The following is a 16,225-nucleotide window of genomic DNA, read 5'->3' as shown; positions in this document are numbered from 1 at the left end:
GAGACGATGACGACGGTGACTGAGGGGCGCGACAACCTGTTGCAGAGCTTCGATCGGCGGTTGATCGACAATCCCCCTGCTCCGGCGCTGCGCGGTCTCCAACGGTTCGTTGTCGAGTTCCTGTTTTTCGGGATCAAGGAGGCACGCGCCTGCCTGTTTGCCGGCCTGTTCTTTGTGTCCATCTTCATCGTCCCGCGCCAGGGGGTGTTCGGCATTCCACGCTATGACGTGCTGCTGATTATAGCCTTGTCGATCCAGATCTGGATGGTCTGGACCAAGCTCGAGACAATGGACGAGTTGAAGGCGATCTGCCTGTTCCACCTCGTCGGCTTCGCTCTGGAAGTATTCAAGACATCCGGCAGCATCCAGTCGTGGTCCTATCCGGACTTCGCCTATACAAAACTCCTCGGCGTGCCTTTGTTTTCCGGCTTCATGTATGCCGCTGTCGGCAGCTACATCATTCAGGCCTGGCGATTGCTGGATGTCCGCATCCGCCATCACCCTTCCTACTGGATGGCGACGGGTGTGGCGCTTGCGATCTACCTGAATTTCTTCACCCATCACTATATCGGCGACTATCGCTGGTATGTGGCAGCGCTGGCCATCGGGCTTTACGCGCGCACCACCGTGATCTTCCGCCCCTTCGACCGGGACCGGCAGATGCCGATGCTCTTGTCCTTCGTGCTGATCGGCTTCTTCATCTGGCTCGCCGAAAACATATCGACTTTCTTCGCCATCTGGCACTATCCAAACCAACTCGGCGCCTGGTCGACCGTACACCTGGGCAAATGGAGTTCTTGGACGCTCCTGGTGATCATGACCTTCACCATCGTCGCTTCGTTGAAGCATATCAGGGCAACCATCCACATCCCGAAGTGAGCGCCCCCGCTCCTTGCCGGACGCTCCGATATCTCCGCGCACAGGCACTCTCGGGGTCGATTGCAACACACACAGAAAAGGCCGGACGATCGCTCGTCCGGCCTTTCTCATTTCGCTCCCGAGGGAAACGAAAAGTGGATTATGCAGCTTCTGCTTCAGCGTCAGCTTCTGCAGCAACGCGAGCCTTGTCGGCTGCGCCCTTGGCATCGACGTCGCGTTCAACGAATTCGATGACTGCGAGCGGTGCATTGTCGCCCTGACGGAAGCCGGCCTTCATGATGCGAAGGTAGCCGCCATTGCGGTTTGCATAACGGGTCGCGATCGCATCAAAGAGCTTACGGACTGCGTCCTGATCCTTGATCTGCGAAACGGCCTGACGGCGAGCGTGAAGGTCGCCGCGCTTACCGAGGGTCACCAGCTTCTCGACGATCGGGCGAATTTCCTTCGCCTTTGGAAGCGTCGTGACGATCTGCTCATGGGTGATGAGCGAAGCGGCCATGTTGGCGAACATCGCCTTACGGTGGCTGGCGGTACGGTTCAGCTTGCGGCCGGAATTCTGGTGGCGCATTGCTATTCTCCTTTAGTGCAGGTCTGCCGCTTCGCACTTCGAGCGGCCCTGCCGTTTCCTGACACATACAGGCATCAGCCTGCAGTTTGACTGGAAAAGGCAGAGGTAAACCTGCCTTTTTTGACGCTTAGTACTGGTCTTCGTAACGCTTGGCCAGATCTTCGATGTTTTCTGGCGGCCATGCCGGCACTTCCATGCCGAGATGCAGGCCCATAGATGCCAGAACTTCCTTGATCTCGTTGAGCGACTTGCGACCGAAGTTCGGTGTGCGCAGCATTTCTGCCTCGGTTTTCTGGATCAGATCACCGATGTAGACGATGTTATCGTTCTTCAGGCAGTTTGCAGAGCGAACCGAAAGTTCGAGTTCGTCGACCTTCTTGAGCAGAGCCGGGTTGAAGGCGAGTTCGGTAACGGACTCTTCTTCGACTTCCTTCTGCGGCTCGTCGAAGTTGACGAATACACCGAGCTGGTCCTGCAGGATGCGGGCAGCAAATGCGACCGCGTCCTCACCGGTGATGGAGCCATCGGTTTCGATGGTCATCAGCAGCTTGTCATAGTCGAGAACCTGGCCCTCACGGGTGTTTTCGACCTTGTAGGACACCTTCTTGACCGGCGAGTAGAGGCTGTCGACCGGAATAAGACCGATTGGAGCATCTTCTGCACGGTTACGGTCTGCAGGCACGTAGCCCTTACCGTTGTTGACGGTGAACTCCATACGGATCTCGGCGCCCTCATCGAGCGTGCAGATCACGTGATCGGGGTTCAGGATTTCAATATCGCCAACCGTCTGGATATCTCCAGCGGTGACAACACCTGGACCCTGCTTACGCACGACCATGCGCTTTGCATCGTCACCATCCATCTTGATGGCGATTTCCTTGATGTTGAGCACGATATCGGTCACGTCTTCCCGGACACCCGGGATGGACGAGAACTCGTGCAGAACACCGTCGATCTGAACAGCCGTTACAGCAGCACCGCGCAGCGACGACAAGAGAACGCGACGAAGCGCATTACCAAGCGTCAGACCGAATCCCCGTTCCAGCGGCTCGGCGACCAATGTGGCCTTCGTGCGGCTGGACGAGCTGAACTCGACCTTGTTCGGCTTGATCAGTTCCTGCCAATTCTTCTGAATCATGTTTTAACCTTCCGTTCGTCACCACCATCCACTCGTGGTGACCGAGCATGAAAAGCACCGGAAGGGCGACGCGCGCCCTCACCGGCAGGATGGGTGATGATCAGACGCGGCGCTTCTTGCGCGGACGGCAACCATTGTGCGGGATCGGCGTAACGTCGCGGATCGAAGTGATCATGAAACCGGCAGCCTGCAGAGCGCGAAGTGCAGATTCACGGCCAGAACCCGGACCGCAAACTTCCACTTCAAGCGACTTCATGCCATGTTCCTGAGCCTTCTTGGCGCAGTCTTCAGCAGCGATCTGAGCGGCAAAAGGCGTCGACTTACGCGAGCCCTTGAAACCCTTGGCACCGGCAGACGACCAGGCAATAGCATTGCCCTGTGCGTCGGTGATGGTGATCATCGTGTTGTTGAATGTCGAGTTTACGTGAGCAACGCCCGACGAGATATTTTTGCGTTCGCGACGGCGTACGCGTGTGGCTTCCTTGGCCATAACTTCCCTTTCATTGATCTTAGCACCGCCGTAGTTCCAGCGGCTACACCTGGAAAAGACCTAAAACACAGCCCTTTGCCAAACTCAAGAAGGCCGGCACTGCTGCGCCAGCCCTCACCCCGGAATGTCCGGAAATTACTTCTTCTTACCAGCAATCGCCTTTGCCGGACCCTTGCGGGTGCGGGCATTGGTGTGCGTGCGCTGGCCGCGAACCGGAAGGCCGCGACGGTGACGCAGACCGCGGTAGCAGCCCAGGTCCATCAGACGCTTGATGTTCATCGCGGTTTCGCGACGAAGATCACCCTCGACGCGGTAATCGCGGTCGATGGTTTCGCGGATTGCCAGGACTTCAGAGTCCGTCAGCTGATGAACGCGCTTGTCAGCAGGGAGACCAGTCTTCTCCATGATTTCCTGCGCGAATTTCGATCCGATCCCGTGAATATAGGTCAGCGCGATAACAACGCGCTTCGCAGTCGGGATGTTGACGCCAGCGATACGTGCCACGCCTATTCTCCTTACGTTCCAGTTGCCATCCGGCAAGTGGTGTCTCGTTACACGGCCCGACGGGCCGCAATTACAAATCGGGTTCTCAACAGGTCAAAACGATCGAACCCGGTCTCCCCTGGTGGGAAGAACGCGCCGATCGCTCAAATGTCGCGAGTTGGCGCGCTATTTAGCGGAATCAGCAGCCAAAGGCAACCGGTCCCGGAAAGAATCTTTTGAGCCCGACCGGGCTCAAACCTTCGCTAAGATTGCCTCGACGGACGTTGTTACCGCATCCATTTCAGCCATACCGTCAACCGTCTTCAACTTACCCTTGGCCCAGTAATAGCCAATCAGCGGAGAGGTTTCCTTGTAGTAAACCTCCAGACGGTGCGCCATGGTTTCGGCATTGTCATCGGGACGACGCTTGAATTCCGTCGAGCCGCACTTGTCGCACACACCCTCTTTCGACGGTTTGTGGTCTGAGTCGTGGTAGACACTGCCACACTTGGCGCAGGAATAACGACCCGACACACGGCGAATCAGTTCCTTGTCGTCCACACGAAGCTCGATGACGACAGACAGATCGAGGCCCTTGTCGGAGAGCATCTTTTCCGTCGCATCGGCCTGTACCAGCGTGCGCGGGAAACCATCCAGAATGAAACCATTGGCGCAATCGGGTTGGTCAATACGCTCGGAAACGATGGCGATGACAATGTCATCAGAGACGAGCTTGCCGGCATCCATGACAGCCTTGGCCCGCTTGCCAACATCGGTCTCGGCGGCCACAGCAGCGCGCAACATATCCCCTGTCGAGAGCTGCGGAATACCGTGCTTCTCGACAATCCGCTGGGCCTGGGTTCCCTTACCCGCGCCCGGCGGCCCCAAAAGAATCAGTCTCATCGTCCCCTCTTTCCTCCACGCAATTTCGACTTCTTGATCAGCCCCTCATACTGTTGAGCAATGAGGTGACCCTGGATCTGTGCAACCGTATCAAGGGTTACGCTGACAACAATCAAAAGAGAAGTACCACCAAGGGCTAATGGCACTCCCGTACGCGCCACGAGAATTTCAGGCAGAATGCAGACGAATACGAGATAGATGGCACCAACAAGGGTGATGCGCGTCAGCACGTAGTCGATATATTCAGCGGTGCGTTCGCCCGGACGGATGCCCGGAATGAAGCCGCCATGCTTCTTCAAATTGTCAGCAGTGTCCTTCGGATTGAAGACGATCGCCGTGTAGAAGAAGGCAAAGAAGGCAATCAACGCGCCATAGAGCACCATGTAGAGCGGCTGGCCGTGGCCAAGCGCTGCAATGATGGTTGTCGCCCAGGATGGCAGTGTGGTGCTGCCTGTGAAGCCCGCAGCCGTTGCCGGCAACAGCAGAAGCGAGGATGCGAAAATCGCAGGGATAACGCCCGAGGTGTTCAGCTTCAGCGGCAGGTGCGACGTATCGCCCTGGAACATGCGGTTGCCCACTTGTCGCTTCGGATACTGGATCAACAGCCGTCGCTGAGCACGCTCGACGAAGACGATCAGCGCAATAACACCAATGGCAACGATGAGGACGGTCAGAATCAGTGGCGTCGACAAGGCACCCGTGCGACCGAGTTCCAGCGTACCGGCCAGTGCGGTTGGCAGACCGGCGGCGATACCGGAGAAGATGATCAGCGAGATACCGTTACCGATGCCGCGCGAGGTGATCTGCTCACCGAGCCACATCAGGAACATGGTGCCGCCGACGAGCGTCACAACCGTCGAGATGCGGAAGAACCAGCCTGGATCGTTGACAATGCCGTTGCCGCTTTCGAGGCCGACTGCAATGCCATAGGCCTGCAGGGTGCCGAGCAGCACGGTGCCATACCGTGTATACTGGTTGATGATCTTGCGGCCCTGCTCGCCCTCTTTCTTGAGGTTTTCCAGCGATGGAACCACGGAGGTCATCAGCTGGACGATAATCGAGGCCGAAATATAAGGCATGATGCCGAGCGCGAAGATCGCCATGCGCGCTACAGCGCCGCCCGCAAACATGTTGAAGAGACCGAGGATACCGCCGGACTGGCCGCGGAACGCGGCAGCATAGGCTTCAGGGTTGAGACCCGGAAGCGGAATGTGAGTACCAAGCCGGTAGACAAGAAGGGCAGCCAGGGTGAACCACAAACGCTTCTTCAGATCTGTCGCTTTCGCGAAGGTCGAGAAGTTCAGGTTCGAGGCCAGTTGTTCCGCTGCAGACGCCATGCAATTCTCCGCGTAACCAATTCCGGTAGCGCCTGTATTCGGCAGGCCGGACATCGTATTCAAATTTTCTTCGAAAAACCGGGCGCGGGAAAGCCGCAATAAAGCGGCATGTTGCCTCACCCTTGTTTTCCAGAATCTCCCGGAAGACGAAACGCGTCATTCCGTCTGTTGGAATGTGAGGCTCACATATGGGAGAAAAATCGCCCGGTGTGAAGCACCCCGGGCGAAATCTTGACAAAGTTTACTCGGACGCCTCAGCAGCAACCACAAGCAGCTTGATTGTGCTGCCGGCCTTTTCGATCTTTTCGACCGCAGCCTTGGATGCACCAGCAACTTCGATCGTGACCTTAGCCGTCAGTTCGCCGTCAGAGAGGACGCGAACGCCATCCTTTTCGCGACGGATGACGCCAGCTGCCTTCAGAGCAGCCGAATCGATCGTCTTCTTGCCATCGAGCTTCTTGGCATCGATCGCGGCCTGAATACGACCGAGCGAAACGGTTGTGTAATCAGTCGAGAAGATGTTCTTGAAGCCGCGCTTAGGCAGACGACGGTAGATTGGCATCTGACCGCCTTCGAAGCCGTTGATGGCGACGCCTGAACGGGCCTTCTGACCCTTCACGCCGCGACCACCGGTCTTGCCCTTACCCGAACCGATACCGCGACCTACGCGGATACGATCCTTGGTAGCGCCTTCGTTGTCCTTGATCTCATTCAGTTTCATTTGCATATCCTCGTCTTACTTCTCGTCGACGACGCGTACGAGATGCTGGACAGACCGGATCATGCCGCGAACGGACGGAGTGTCTTCCAGGGTACGGACACGATGCATCTTGTTGAGGCCCAGGCCTACGAGCGTTGCACGCTGTACGGCCGGACGGCGAATGGGCGAACCGATCTGTTCGACCGTGATCGTCTTGTTTTCTACGGGCTTCTTAGCCATGACTCAAGCTCTCCTTACTCTTCGGAGGACACGCCAGCGGCGGTCCGGCGAGCCTGCAGCGTGGCATATTTCAGGCCGCGCTGAGCCGCAACGTCCTTCGGGTGCACCTGATGCTTCAGGGCGTCGAAAGTAGCGCGGATCATGTTGTAGGGGTTCGACGAACCGGTCGACTTTGCAACAACGTCGCTCATGCCAAGCGTTTCGAAGACGGCACGCATCGGGCCACCTGCAATGATACCGGTACCAGCCTTGGCGGAACGCAGCAGAACCTTGCCGGCGCCGTGGCGACCGTGAACATCATGATGCAGCGTACGACCGTCGCGCAGAGGCACGAAGATCAAGCCACGCTTTGCAGCTTCGGTTGCCTTGCGGATAGCTTCAGGCACTTCACGTGCCTTGCCGTGACCAAAGCCTACACGGCCCTTCTGGTCGCCGACGACGACGAGGGCTGCGAAGCCGAAGCGACGGCCGCCCTTAACAACTTTAGCGACGCGGTTGATGGCGACCAGCTTGTCGACAAACTCGCTATCGCGCTCATCACGGTTCTGGCGATCGTCGCGCGAACCACGCTTTTCCTGTGCCATTGTCCTTTTCCTTTTTCTTTTACGGGTGCAATCGGCAGATCACAAAAAAATTCGCCCTGCCCTCTGGGCCTGCGAATAAGGATACCAGCCTAAGCTGGAATACCGCCCGGTTGGCCCGGGCGGTAATTTCGTCAGAAGGTCAGACCACCTTCACGAGCCGCTTCGGCGAGAGCCTTGATGCGACCATGATAGATGAATGCGCCACGATCGAAGACAACTTCGGTGACACCGGCCTTGGAGGCGCGCTCGGCTACGAGCTTGCCCACTGCCGCTGCTGCTGCAACGTCGGCGCCGGTCTTCAAGTCCTTCTTCAGACCGCCGTCGAGAGTCGAGGCAGCCGCGAGGGTCTTGCCAGCGACATCGTCGATGATCTGAGCGTAGATGTTCTTCGAAGAGCGATGTACCGACAGACGCGGACGGCCATTGGCCACCGCCTTGATCTGACGTCGTACGCGGTTCGCACGACGAACAAGTGCTTCTTTTCTGCTTGCCATTTCGCGCGATCCTTACTTCTTCTTGCCTTCTTTGCGGATGATCCGCTCTTCGGAATACTTGACGCCCTTGCCCTTGTAAGGCTCGGGACCACGATATTCGCGGATCTCAGCAGCAACCTGGCCTACGACCTGCTTGTTGATGCCCGAGACGACGATTTCCGTCGGCTTGGGGCAAGCAAGGGTCACGCCCTGCGGCGGCTGATAGACAACGTCATGGCTGAAGCCGAGAGCCAGCTGCAGGTTCTGGCCCTGCATCGTGGCACGATAACCAACACCGTTGATCTCGAGCTTGCGCTCGTAGCCATCTTTCACGCCTGTGAAGATGTTTTCGATCATGGTGCGGGACATGCCCCACTTGGAGCGGGCGTCCTTGGACTGGTTGATCGGCTGAACGACAATAGCATTGTCTTCCAGCTTCACGGAGACTTCGTCATTCGCGACGAAGAAGAGTTCACCCTTAGGACCCTTGGCAGTGACCTTCTGGCCATCGACGGAAGCCGTCACGCCTGCCGGAACCTGAACGGGCTTTTTACCGATACGAGACATAGTTCAATCCTGTCTGTTCGCTATGGAGTGCCTATGCTTCAGCCTTAGAAGACCGAGCAAAGAACCTCGCCACCAACGTTCTGTTCGCGAGCCTGGTGATCGGCCATCACACCCTTCGGAGTCGAAAGGATCGTAATGCCGAGGCCGTTCGCGACCTGCGGAATGGACTTAACCGAGACATAAACTCGGCGGCCCGGCTTAGACACACGGCCGATCTCACGGATCACCGATGCGCCTTCATAGTACTTCAGTTCAATTTCGAACTCGGCCTTGCCATTGTCGAACTGAACTTCGGAGTAACCGCGAATGTAGCCTTCCGACAGCAGTACATCGAGAACGCGAGCGCGCAGCTTGGAAGCTGGCGTCGATACCGAAGACTTGCGGCGTGCGGCGCCATTACGGATACGGGTGAGCATATCGCCCAACGGATCTGTCATCGTCATTTGCCCGTCTCCTTACCAGCTCGACTTAACAATGCCCGGCACCTTGCCGGTATTGCCCAGCTCGCGAAGCGCGATACGCGACATCCTGAGCTTGCGATAGAACGCGCGCGGACGACCTGTCACTTCGCAACGGTTGCGAATACGGGTCTTGGAGCCATCGCGCGGCAGTTCCGCCAACTTCAAGGTTGCCTTGAAACGCTCTTCGATCGAAAGAGACTGGTTCATGATAGTCGCCTTCAGGGCCGCACGCTTTGCGGCATCATTCGCGACGGTCTTGCGGCGGCGCTTGTTCTTTTCAACTGCGCTGACTTTCGCCATATTAAGATCCTCTTCTACGCTCGTCGTTACGGTTACGTGCGGAACGGGAAGTTGAACTCTTTCAGAAGAGCCCGTGCTTCGTCGTCCGTTGGTGCCGTCGTGCAAACGATGATATCCATGCCCCACATCTGATCAACCTTGTCGTAGTTGATCTCAGGGAACACAATGTGTTCCTTGATGCCCATGGCGAAGTTGCCACGGCCGTCAAAGCTCTTCGGGTTCAATCCCCGGAAGTCGCGAACGCGCGGGAGCGCGATATTGACCAGGCGGTCCATGAATTCATACATGCGCGCGCCACGAAGGGTAACCTTCGCACCAATCGGCATGCCTTCACGAACCTTGAAGCCAGCAATCGAGTTGCGAGCATGGGTGACAATTGCCTTCTGACCGGCAATAGCCGCCAGGTCAGCTGCTGCAACTGCTGGCTTCTTCGAGTCAGCCGTTGCTTCACCAACACCCATGTTGATCACGATCTTGTCCAGCTTCGGGATCTGCATTTCGTTAGCGTAGGAGAACTGCTCCTGAAGCGCCTTGCGGATCCGGGACACGTATTCTGTCTTGAGCCGTGGCTCGTACTTTGCCTCAGCCATCGATCACTTCTCCCGAACGCTTGGCCACGCGCACTTTCTTGCCTTCGACAACCTTGAAACCAACGCGGGTTGGCTTGCCATCCTTATCGGCGACAGCAAGGTTGGAAAGATGCACAGAGGCCTCTTTGTTGATAATGCCGACTTCCTGGGTCTGCGTCTGGCGCTGATGGCGCTTGACGACGTTGATGCCAGCTACGACGGCACGCTCTTCCTTGGGAATCACGCGGAGGACTTCGCCAGAGCGGCCTTTGTCCTTGCCAGTGAGAACGACGACCTTGTCGCCTTTACGAATTTTTTGCATCTCAATCGCTCCCTTACAGAACTTCCGGAGCCAGCGAGATAATCTTCATGTGGCTCTTGGCGCGAAGCTCGCGCGGAACCGGTCCGAAGATACGTGTGCCGATCGGCTCTTTTTTGTTGTCGATCAAAACGGCTGCATTGTTGTCGAAACGAATGACGCTGCCGTCGGCGCGACGAATGTCCTTAGCGGTACGCACGACAACCGCCTTCATTACGTCGCCCTTCTTCACGCGGCCCCGCGGAATGGCTTCCTTAACCGAAACGACAATGATGTCGCCGATGGAAGCATACTTACGCTTGGAACCGCCCAGCACCTTGATGCACATGACACGACGTGCGCCGGAATTATCCGCCACGTCGAGGTTAGTCTGCATCTGAATCATGTCAGGTCGCCTTCTAGTTGTGACCGAAACGGTTGGGCACATGGGCCCCCTATTCCGGCTTATGAAAATTCTAATCGTCGCGCGGGAGGATAATTGCCAAGGTGGTTTCCCTGATAGGGACCTTCCGTGCGCTCAAAGCAAAAGAACGCCCGTCGCCCGAGCGTTCCTGCACTGTGTGCTTCATACAGATTTCTGCGGCGGGCGCAAGGGCCTGCCGCAAAATTCCACATCAAGCCTGGGCGGAAACTACCGTCCAGCGCTTGTCCTTCGAGATCGGCGCGCATTCTTCGATGAATACGGTGTCGCCGGTCTTGTACTGGTTCGACTCGTCGTGTGCCTTGTACTTCTTGGAACGACGAACAGTCTTCTGAAGAAGGGGGTGAGCGAATCGGCGCTCGACCCGAACTACAACCGTCTTCTCGTTCTTGTCCGAAACGACGGTGCCCTGCAGAATGCGTTTAGGCATCTTTTTCTGGTCCTTTAGGCCTTGGCTTCAGCCGCCTTCTGGCGGGCAATGGTTTTCACGCGAGCGATATCCTTACGGACTTCGGTGACACGCGAGGACTTTTCAAGCTGGCCGGTAGCCTTCTGGAAGCGCAGGTTGAACTGCTCTTTCTTCAGCTTGGCAAGCTCGTCTTTCAACTGATCGGCGCTCATCGCGCGGACGTCTGCGGGTTTCATCGGCTTGATCCTTACTCTGCAATGCGCTGTACGAAGCGCGTCTTGACCGAGAGCTTGGCTGCACCGAGGCGCAGAGCCTCGCGGGCGATTTCTTCCGAAACGCCGTCGATCTCGAACATCATACGACCGGGATGGACGCGTGCTGCCCAGTAATCTACCGAGCCCTTACCCTTACCCATACGAACTTCGGTTGGCTTAGCCGTTACCGGAGTGTCTGGGAAGATACGGATCCACACGCGGCCAGCACGCTTCATGTAACGCGTAATGGCACGACGGGCAGCTTCGATCTCGCGGGCGTTGACGCGGTTCGGTTCCTGGGCCTTGAGGCCGAATTCACCGAACGCCAGTTCAACACCGCCCTTGGCGACACCCTTGATGCGGCCCTTAAATTGCTTGCGGTATTTAGTACGCTTTGGCTGCAACATTTTCTAATTCTCCGATTATCTTTCGCCAGCGCAAATCAAGCGTGTTCGCGGCGACGATCGCCACCACGGTCACGGCTTGCTGGACCCTGCGAATCGCCTTCGAGTGCACGGCGCTCGGAGGCCATCGGATCATGCTCCAGGATTTCGCCCTTGAAGATCCAGACCTTGATGCCGCAGATGCCGTATGCGGTTACGGCTTCGGCTGTGCCGTAGTCGATGTCCGCACGCAGCGTGTGAAGCGGAACGCGACCTTCGCGATACCATTCTGTACGGGCAATTTCTGCACCGCCCAGACGGCCTGCGCAGGTGATCCTGATGCCTTCGGCACCCAGACGCATCGCAGACTGAACGGCGCGCTTCATGGCACGACGGAATGCGATACGACGCTCAAGCTGCTGAGCGATCGACTGAGCAACGAGAGTTGCGTCGACTTCCGGCTTGCGCACTTCAACAATGTTGAGGTGCGTTTCGGAATTGGTCATCTCGGAGATCTTCTTGCGAAGCTTCTCGATGTCCGCACCCTTCTTGCCGATGATCAGACCCGGACGAGCCGAGTGGATCGTGACGCGGCACTTCTTGTGCGGACGCTCGATAACCACCTTGGCGATACCGGCCTGCTTCAATTCGTTCTGAAGATACTTGCGGATCTTCAGATCTTCGTGAAGCAGCTGACCGTATTCAGCATTGTCGGCGAACCAACGGCTATCCCAGGTACGATTGATACCAAGACGGAAACCGATTGGATTGATCTTCTGACCCATTATGCGGCCTCCCCGTTGGCTTCAACTTCGCGGACAACGATCGTCAGGTGTGCGAAAGGCTTCTCGATGCGCGATGCGCGGCCACGGCCACGGGCATGGAAACGCTTCATGGTGATCGACTTGCCAACATATGCCTCGGCGACGACCAGCTGGTCGACATCGAGATCATGGTTGTTCTCGGCGTTCGCGATCGCCGATTCCAGTGTCTTCTTCACAGTGCCGGAAATGCGCTTGCGCGAAAATTCCAGGTCAGCGAGTGCACGATCGACCTTCTTGCCACGGATCATCGCAGCAACGAGGTTCAGCTTCTGAGGGCTGACGCGGAGCGTGCGCGCAACGGCCTGCGCCTCGTTATCCTTAAGCCGACGTTCGGCTTTTGCCTTGCCCATCTTTACTTCCTCTTCGCTTTCTTGTCCGCACCGTGACCGTAATAGGTCCGGGTCGGAGCGAATTCACCGAACTTGTGTCCGACCATGTCCTCATTGACGGACACCGGAATGTGCTTGCTGCCGTTGTAGACGCCGAATGTCAGGCCTACGAACTGCGGCAGGATCGTGGAGCGACGGCTCCACATCTTGATAACTTCATTTCGGCCGCCTTCGCGCACCTTCTCAGCTTTCTTGAGAAGATAGCCATCGACAAACGGGCCTTTCCATACTGAACGAGCCATTTCTGACTAACCTCTCTTACTTCTTTTTCAGGTGGCGCGAGCGCATGATGAACTTGTCTGTCGACTTGTTCGAACGAGTACGCTTGCCCTTGGTCGGCTTACCCCATGGAGAAACCGGGTGACGGCCACCAGAGGTGCGGCCTTCACCACCACCGTGTGGGTGGTCGACCGGGTTCATGACGACACCGCGGTTATGCGGGGTCTTGCCACGCCAGCGGGTACGACCGGCCTTACCATCGTTAGTGTTGCCGTGGTCCGGGTTGGAGACCGCGCCGATGGTTGCAAGGCAAGAGCCAGGAACCAGACGCTGTTCACCCGAATTCAGGCGGAGGATTGCCATGCCGGCATCACGGCCGACCAGCTGTACATAGGTGCCTGCCGAACGAGCGATCTGACCGCCCTTGCCCGGCTTCATCTCAACGTTGTGGATGATCGAACCAACCGGAATAGCCTGAAGCGGCATGGTGTTGCCAGGCTTCACGTCTACTGCGCTTTGCGATGCGATCACCTTGTCGCCGGCTGTCAGGCGCTGCGGAGCCAGGATATAAGCCTGATCGCCGTCAGCATATGCTACCAGTGCGATGAACGCGGTACGGTTAGGGTCGTATTCCAGACGCACGACGGTGCCTTCGACGTCGAACTTGCGACGCTTGAAGTCAACCAGACGATAGGTGCGCTTGTGACCACCACCGATAAAGCGAGCCGTGATACGACCGGTGTTGTTACGACCACCGCTCTTGCCAAGACCTTCCGTCAGCGACTTGACCGGCTTGCCCTTGTAGAGGGCTGAGCGGTCGACGATGACGAGCTGACGCTGGCTCGGAGTGATCGGGTTAAAGCTTTTCAATGCCATTTTCTAGATCCCTACCTCAGATGCCCGTCGACACGTCGATGGACTGACCTTCGGCGAGCGTCACGACAGCCTTCTTGACGTCTTTTTGCTTGCCGATGAAGCCGCGGAACCGCTTTACCTTGCCCTTGCGGACGAGCGTGTTCACGGCGGTGACCTTGACACCAAAGAGAGCTTCCACAGCAGCCTTGATTTCTGGCTTGGAGGCGCCCTTGGCAACGTTGAAGACGACCTGGTTGTGTTCGGATACCAGGGTCGACTTTTCAGTGATCGACGGAGAGACGATCACGTCATAGTGGCGAAGATCCGTCATTTGAACCGCTCCTCCAGAGCCTCTACAGCAGCCTTGGAAAGCACGAGCTTGCCACGACGCAGGATGTCGTAAACATTGATGCCCTGAACTGGCAGAACATCGATATGCGGGATGTTCTGAGCAGCGAGCTTGAAGTTGTTGTCGATCTCAGCACCGCCGATAACCAGGGCGTTGGTGAGGCCGAGCGAAGCAAGCGTGCCGATCAGCGCCTTTGTCTTGGCTTCCGAAGCAACCAGGTCATCGACGATGATCAGGTCTTCAGACTTGAACTTGGCGGAGAGAGCGTGACGCAGAGCAAGCGCGCGAACCTTCTTGGGAAGGTCGAATGCATGGCTGCGAACAACCGGACCATGTGCACGTCCACCACCGCGGAACTGCGGAGCGCGAGCCGAATGGTGACGAGCGCGGCCCGTACCCTTCTGCTTGTACATCTTGGCGCCGGTGCGGGCTACTTCCGAACGGCTCTTGGTCTTGTGGCTGCCCTGCTGCTTCTGCGCGAGCTGCCAACGAACCATACGTGCGAGAATATCTTCGCGTGGATCGAGGCCGAAAATCAGGTCCGACAGGGAGACCTTGCCGGCGTCTTTGCCCTCGAGGGTCTTGACGTTCAATTCCATGTTCTTGGCTCCCTTACTTCGCGGCCGACTTGATGGCGTCGCGAACGATGATCCAGGAACCCTTGGAGCCGGGTACGGCGCCCTTGATCAGGATCAGACCACGATCTTCATCGGTCGACACAACTTCCAGATTCTGGGTGGTGACGCGGGTCTGGCCCATGTGACCAGCCATACGCTTGCCCTTCCAGACCTTACCGGGATCCTGGTTGGAACCGGTCGAACCGTGCGAACGGTGCGAAACCGACACACCGTGGGTCGCGCGAAGACCGCCGAAGTTGTGGCGCTTCATCGCGCCGGCAAAGCCCTTACCGATTGTGGTACCGGTTACGTCAACCAACTGACCGGCCGCAAAGTGGCTAGCCATGATCTGAGCACCGATTTCCATCAGATTGTCTTCGGATACGCGGAACTCGGCAAGCTTGGCCTTAGGCTCGACGTTGGCGGCGGCAAAATTACCGCGCATCGCCTTCGACGTGTTCTTGACCTTGGCAACACCGACGCCGAGCTGAACAGCCGTATAGCCGTTCTTCTCCTGCGTACGCTGAGCCACGACCTGGCAGCCGTCCATCCGCAATACAGTTACAGGAACATGCTCGCCGGCGTCGTTGTAGACCCGGGTCATGCCCACTTTCTGTGCAATAACACCTGAACGCATTGGTTCATTCCTCTTGAGAGTCGCTAACGAGATCAGGCGATCCCGTCTTGCCTCTTTGTTTAAGGATTCCGCTCCAGTCCTTCCGAACTATCGGGTTTCCCGTTTCGAGAAGTCGTTGGCAGGTCTTGCCACGTACCTTCCTTGTTATTTCGGCTCTCGCCGGAATTCCATTTTTTAAAGCTTGATCTCGACGTCTACGCCGGCAGCCAGGTCGAGCTTCATCAGCGCGTCAACGGTCTGCGGTGTCGGATCAACAATGTCGAGAAGACGCTTGTGTGTACGCATCTCGAACTGTTCGCGGCTCTTCTTGTCGACGTGTGGCGACCGGTTAACCGTGAACTTTTCAATGCGGGTAGGAAGCGGTACCGGGCCGCGAACGCTCGCGCCTGTACGCTTTGCGGTCGAAACGATCTCCCGCGTGGAGGCATCGAGAACCCGGTGATCAAACGCCTTGAGGCGGATGCGGATATTCTGGCCGTTCATTCGACATGTCCTTGTTCTTTTTCGCGTCCCGCATACGCAGAGACAGTGAATTACCAATTACTGGCCGGCCCCGAATTATCAAAAATCACAGCGACACCAGTGCGGGGTCGCTGTCACCTGCTATTCTGAGAGCCCTGCCAGGTCTCGATCCCGAAAGATCGACTCAACGCAGCGCAAACTGCGGACGATAACAAATCACCGTCCGCATGTGTTCGTGGCCGGCGACATACACTGTCCCCGGCCACCCGTCAATCGATTACTCGATGATGGAAGCCACGATACCGGCGCCGACGGTGCGGCCGCCTTCGCGGATCGCGAAGCGCAGCTTTTCTTCCATCGCGATCGGAACGATCAGCTCGACTTCAACCGTGACG

28 protein-coding genes and 1 pseudogene are annotated in these 16,225 nt (G+C 57.3%); 1 reads left to right on the top strand and 28 read right to left on the bottom strand.

Translation table 11 applies throughout. The annotated features are described in order from the left end of the window. Positions 1-6: 6 nt before the first annotated feature. Positions 7-879, top strand: coding sequence for a DUF817 domain-containing protein (locus ACQQ2Q_RS21165; protein ID WP_428189125.1), 873 nt, complete (start codon positions 7-9; stop codon positions 877-879). A 139-nt stretch (positions 880-1,018) separates the two neighbouring features. Here ACQQ2Q_RS21165 and rplQ read toward each other — a convergent pair whose 3' ends face one another. From rplQ to tuf, 28 genes and pseudogenes are all read right to left on the bottom strand, one after another. After that, positions 1,019-1,447, bottom strand: a complete 429-nt coding sequence (rplQ, locus tag ACQQ2Q_RS21160; RefSeq protein WP_428189124.1) for a 50S ribosomal protein L17 — start codon at positions 1,445-1,447, stop codon at positions 1,019-1,021. A gap of 127 nt (positions 1,448-1,574) precedes the next feature. Further along, entirely contained in the window at positions 1,575-2,585 is a 1,011-nt protein-coding gene (locus tag ACQQ2Q_RS21155; protein WP_428189123.1) for a DNA-directed RNA polymerase subunit alpha, read from the bottom strand. Between the two features lie 100 nt (positions 2,586-2,685). Beyond that, the gene (gene rpsK / locus ACQQ2Q_RS21150) at positions 2,686-3,075 is read right to left on the bottom strand and encodes a 30S ribosomal protein S11 (RefSeq protein WP_015915761.1); all 390 of its coding nucleotides are present in this window, start codon (positions 3,073-3,075) and stop codon (positions 2,686-2,688) included. A 135-nt stretch (positions 3,076-3,210) separates the two neighbouring features. Beyond that, the gene (gene rpsM, locus ACQQ2Q_RS21145) at positions 3,211-3,579 is read right to left on the bottom strand and encodes a 30S ribosomal protein S13 (RefSeq protein ID WP_428189122.1); all 369 of its coding nucleotides are present in this window, start codon (positions 3,577-3,579) and stop codon (positions 3,211-3,213) included. A 231-nt stretch (positions 3,580-3,810) separates the two neighbouring features. Continuing rightward, a complete protein-coding gene (locus tag ACQQ2Q_RS21140) occupies positions 3,811-4,461 on the bottom strand; it encodes an adenylate kinase (protein ID WP_428189121.1) in 651 nt (216 codons plus the stop codon). Then, positions 4,458-5,798: a preprotein translocase subunit SecY gene (secY, locus tag ACQQ2Q_RS21135; protein WP_428189120.1), complete on the bottom strand. Its 1,341-nt coding sequence runs from the start codon at positions 5,796-5,798 to the stop codon at positions 4,458-4,460. The genes ACQQ2Q_RS21140 and secY overlap by 4 nt, the downstream gene beginning before the upstream one ends. 241 nt (positions 5,799-6,039) lie before the next feature. After that, positions 6,040-6,519, bottom strand: a complete 480-nt coding sequence (rplO, locus tag ACQQ2Q_RS21130; RefSeq protein ID WP_428189119.1) for a 50S ribosomal protein L15 — start codon at positions 6,517-6,519, stop codon at positions 6,040-6,042. A gap of 15 nt (positions 6,520-6,534) precedes the next feature. After that, positions 6,535-6,738 carry a 50S ribosomal protein L30 gene (rpmD, locus tag ACQQ2Q_RS21125; RefSeq protein WP_428189118.1) on the bottom strand — a complete coding sequence of 68 codons (204 nt, stop codon included), beginning with the start codon at positions 6,736-6,738 and terminating at the stop codon, positions 6,535-6,537. Positions 6,739-6,752: 14 nt separating this feature from the next. After that, positions 6,753-7,322 (bottom strand): 30S ribosomal protein S5, encoded by a 570-nt coding sequence (rpsE, locus tag ACQQ2Q_RS21120; RefSeq protein ID WP_428189117.1) that lies wholly within the window; start codon positions 7,320-7,322, stop codon positions 6,753-6,755. A gap of 131 nt (positions 7,323-7,453) precedes the next feature. Next, positions 7,454-7,816 carry a 50S ribosomal protein L18 gene (rplR, locus tag ACQQ2Q_RS21115; RefSeq protein ID WP_428189116.1) on the bottom strand — a complete coding sequence of 121 codons (363 nt, stop codon included), beginning with the start codon at positions 7,814-7,816 and terminating at the stop codon, positions 7,454-7,456. Positions 7,817-7,828: 12 nt separating this feature from the next. Further along, positions 7,829-8,362 (bottom strand): 50S ribosomal protein L6, encoded by a 534-nt coding sequence (gene rplF / locus ACQQ2Q_RS21110; RefSeq protein WP_428189115.1) that lies wholly within the window; start codon positions 8,360-8,362, stop codon positions 7,829-7,831. Between the two features lie 44 nt (positions 8,363-8,406). Then, positions 8,407-8,805 carry a 30S ribosomal protein S8 gene (gene rpsH, locus ACQQ2Q_RS21105; protein ID WP_428189114.1) on the bottom strand — a complete coding sequence of 133 codons (399 nt, stop codon included), beginning with the start codon at positions 8,803-8,805 and terminating at the stop codon, positions 8,407-8,409. A 12-nt stretch (positions 8,806-8,817) separates the two neighbouring features. Continuing rightward, positions 8,818-9,123 (bottom strand): 30S ribosomal protein S14, encoded by a 306-nt coding sequence (rpsN, locus tag ACQQ2Q_RS21100; protein ID WP_428189113.1) that lies wholly within the window; start codon positions 9,121-9,123, stop codon positions 8,818-8,820. Positions 9,124-9,155: 32 nt separating this feature from the next. After that, positions 9,156-9,713, bottom strand: coding sequence for a 50S ribosomal protein L5 (gene rplE / locus ACQQ2Q_RS21095; protein WP_428189112.1), 558 nt, complete (start codon positions 9,711-9,713; stop codon positions 9,156-9,158). Next, positions 9,706-10,014 carry a 50S ribosomal protein L24 gene (gene rplX, locus ACQQ2Q_RS21090; protein ID WP_428189111.1) on the bottom strand — a complete coding sequence of 103 codons (309 nt, stop codon included), beginning with the start codon at positions 10,012-10,014 and terminating at the stop codon, positions 9,706-9,708. Before rplX ends, rplE begins: the two co-directional genes overlap by 8 nt. A 13-nt stretch (positions 10,015-10,027) precedes the next feature. Next, entirely contained in the window at positions 10,028-10,396 is a 369-nt protein-coding gene (gene rplN, locus ACQQ2Q_RS21085; RefSeq protein ID WP_428189110.1) for a 50S ribosomal protein L14, read from the bottom strand. A 229-nt stretch (positions 10,397-10,625) separates the two neighbouring features. Next, a complete protein-coding gene (gene rpsQ / locus ACQQ2Q_RS21080; protein ID WP_428189109.1) occupies positions 10,626-10,862 on the bottom strand; it encodes a 30S ribosomal protein S17 in 237 nt (78 codons plus the stop codon). 14 nt (positions 10,863-10,876) lie between these two features. Then, entirely contained in the window at positions 10,877-11,077 is a 201-nt protein-coding gene (rpmC, locus tag ACQQ2Q_RS21075) for a 50S ribosomal protein L29 (protein ID WP_428189108.1), read from the bottom strand. 11 nt (positions 11,078-11,088) lie between these two features. Then, the gene (rplP, locus tag ACQQ2Q_RS21070; protein WP_428189107.1) at positions 11,089-11,502 is read right to left on the bottom strand and encodes a 50S ribosomal protein L16; all 414 of its coding nucleotides are present in this window, start codon (positions 11,500-11,502) and stop codon (positions 11,089-11,091) included. Between the two features lie 35 nt (positions 11,503-11,537). Continuing rightward, positions 11,538-12,263, bottom strand: coding sequence for a 30S ribosomal protein S3 (gene rpsC / locus ACQQ2Q_RS21065; protein WP_428189106.1), 726 nt, complete (start codon positions 12,261-12,263; stop codon positions 11,538-11,540). Beyond that, a complete protein-coding gene (gene rplV, locus ACQQ2Q_RS21060; RefSeq protein WP_428189105.1) occupies positions 12,263-12,652 on the bottom strand; it encodes a 50S ribosomal protein L22 in 390 nt (129 codons plus the stop codon). The genes rpsC and rplV overlap by 1 nt, the downstream gene beginning before the upstream one ends. 2 nt (positions 12,653-12,654) lie before the next feature. Further along, positions 12,655-12,933 (bottom strand): 30S ribosomal protein S19, encoded by a 279-nt coding sequence (rpsS, locus tag ACQQ2Q_RS21055; protein ID WP_099868163.1) that lies wholly within the window; start codon positions 12,931-12,933, stop codon positions 12,655-12,657. Positions 12,934-12,949: 16 nt separating this feature from the next. After that, complete coding sequence (gene rplB / locus ACQQ2Q_RS21050) at positions 12,950-13,786, bottom strand: 50S ribosomal protein L2 (RefSeq protein WP_428189104.1); 837 nt, start codon at positions 13,784-13,786, stop codon at positions 12,950-12,952. Positions 13,787-13,802: 16 nt separating this feature from the next. Then, the gene (locus tag ACQQ2Q_RS21045; protein WP_428189103.1) at positions 13,803-14,096 is read right to left on the bottom strand and encodes a 50S ribosomal protein L23; all 294 of its coding nucleotides are present in this window, start codon (positions 14,094-14,096) and stop codon (positions 13,803-13,805) included. Next, a complete protein-coding gene (rplD, locus tag ACQQ2Q_RS21040; protein WP_428189102.1) occupies positions 14,093-14,713 on the bottom strand; it encodes a 50S ribosomal protein L4 in 621 nt (206 codons plus the stop codon). Before rplD ends, ACQQ2Q_RS21045 begins: the two co-directional genes overlap by 4 nt. Positions 14,714-14,726: 13 nt before the next feature. Then, the gene (rplC, locus tag ACQQ2Q_RS21035) at positions 14,727-15,368 is read right to left on the bottom strand and encodes a 50S ribosomal protein L3 (protein WP_428189101.1); all 642 of its coding nucleotides are present in this window, start codon (positions 15,366-15,368) and stop codon (positions 14,727-14,729) included. A 174-nt stretch (positions 15,369-15,542) separates the two neighbouring features. Further along, positions 15,543-15,851 (bottom strand): 30S ribosomal protein S10, encoded by a 309-nt coding sequence (rpsJ, locus tag ACQQ2Q_RS21030; protein ID WP_006728688.1) that lies wholly within the window; start codon positions 15,849-15,851, stop codon positions 15,543-15,545. Positions 15,852-16,107: 256 nt separating this feature from the next. Next, a pseudogene (gene tuf, locus ACQQ2Q_RS21025) lies at positions 16,108-16,225 on the bottom strand (elongation factor Tu); the annotation flags it as partial.

The sequence above is a fragment of the Agrobacterium sp. ES01 genome, from assembly GCF_050320885.1.
Lineage (GTDB): Bacteria > Pseudomonadota > Alphaproteobacteria > Rhizobiales > Rhizobiaceae > Allorhizobium.
Note: the sequence above shows the minus strand (reverse complement) of the source record. Positions and strands in the feature narration are given on the sequence as shown.